The 1,574-nt window shown below is 41.0% G+C and carries 1 protein-coding gene; it reads left to right on the top strand.

Annotation, left to right across the window (positions count from 1 at the left end; all coding sequences use genetic code 11):
* Positions 1–52 precede the first annotated feature (52 nt).
* A complete protein-coding gene (gene pdxR, locus BFA01S_RS21495; protein ID WP_066235681.1) occupies positions 53–1,486 on the top strand; it encodes a MocR-like pyridoxine biosynthesis transcription factor PdxR in 1,434 nt (477 codons plus the stop codon).
* The last annotated feature ends 88 nt before the right edge of the window (positions 1,487–1,574 follow it).

Raw genomic sequence — 1,574 nt, 5'->3', positions numbered from 1 at the left:
TTACTGCCCGTTAAGGCTGGAATAAATAGAAAGAATATGAAGGATGATATATATGGAATGGAAGCCGGACCGCAATAATAAGAAACCAATTTATAAACAAATCGTTGAATATATTGAGCAAGGTATTTCTTCAGGGCTGTTTCCAGCAGACAGTTTATTGCCCTCGGAACGGAAATTAGCGCAGGAGCTTGACGTAAACCGCAGCACAATAGTTGCGGCGTATGAAGAGCTGAAGTCTCTTGGAATTGTGGAAAGGAAGAAGGGGAGCGGGACACGTGTCAGTACCGACATATGGGGAATATCCCATAAACGTATTCCAAATTGGGGACGTTATGTAGAGGATGGTTCCTTTCTCCCGAATCTCCCTTTAGTTCAGCAAATCCGGTCGGAAGTTCAAAATCGGAAGTTAATTAATTTAGCAAGCGGCGAATTGTCTCCGAGTTTAATGCCGAATGATCAGTTTCGGAATATCCTTTCCAGTCAGCCATTTATTGAAAATCTCGGATATGATCACCCGCAAGGAAATGAGCTGTTAAGAGAGACAGTTACATCCCATGTGAAGCAGTTCAAAAATATAGAAACGACTGCTTCTTCCATTTTAATAACATCTGGTGCTCAGCAGGCCCTTCATCTTATTGTGGAGTGTCTGCTTAAACCCGGCGATGCTGTCGCTATTGAAGATCCTTCGTATTGTTATTCACTCCCGATCTTCCAGTCAGCTGGATTAAGAACCTTTCTCCTGCCGGTAGATAAAGACGGAATTAATCCGGATGATCTTGTATCTTTACATAAAAAGCACCGGATAAGGATGGTTTTCTTGAACCCGGATCATCAAAATCCTACAGGAACTGTTCTTCATTTGTCACGCCGGAAAAGAATATTAGAGCTGTCAATTGAGCTTGGTATCCCGATCGTGGAAGATGATCCATACAGTTTGACCTCCTATAATGGAGAAGTAAATCCGACTCTTAAATCAATGGACTATAACGAAAACGTTCTTTATATTAGCTCCTTATCGAAAATTGTAGCATCAGGATTACGAATCGGCTGGATTATTGGTCCTGAACAAGTAATTCAGCGCTTAGCTGATGCAAAACAGCAGGTTGATTTTGGGCATAGCGTTTTTCCGCAGTGGGTCGCTAACGAATTTTTAGGCTCTGAATATTTTACAACACATATCGATACAATCCGGGCACAGCTTGAACTGAGAAAACATACGATAACTTCAAGTTTAAGAGGATTTCTCGGTAATAAAGTAGAGTTTTTTACTCCAGCCGGAGGTATTCATCTATGGTGTAAAATAGATCCGTCTATTAATGAATATTTGATATTGAATGAATCGATGAAGAATGGGATTGCGTTTGTACCGGGAAGTATTTTAGGATCTCAAAAGGGATATATCCGTTTTACTTTCGGACGCGGTGAACCGGATGATATTCGAAAGGGTATTTTAAGATTTGCGGATGCTTTAGAAAACATACAGTGACATAATGAAAATAAAAAGAGGGTGTCCCCAAAGGGTTGCTTTTTACCCTTTGGGGACACCCTGCTGAAAGGCCCTGTGATGAAAATCC

The sequence above is a fragment of the Metabacillus fastidiosus NBRC 101226 genome (assembly GCF_001591625.1).
Taxonomy (GTDB): domain Bacteria; phylum Bacillota; class Bacilli; order Bacillales; family Bacillaceae; genus Metabacillus; species Metabacillus fastidiosus.
The sequence above is the reverse complement of the archived record's forward strand: the minus strand, read 5'-3'. Positions and strand labels throughout refer to the sequence as shown.

What these genes read in the sequence shown, in the direction of transcription:
- pdxR (WP_066235681.1), top strand. Translation starts at nt 53, where the DNA reads ATGGAATGGAAGCCGGACCGCAATAATAAGAAACCAATTTATAAACAA.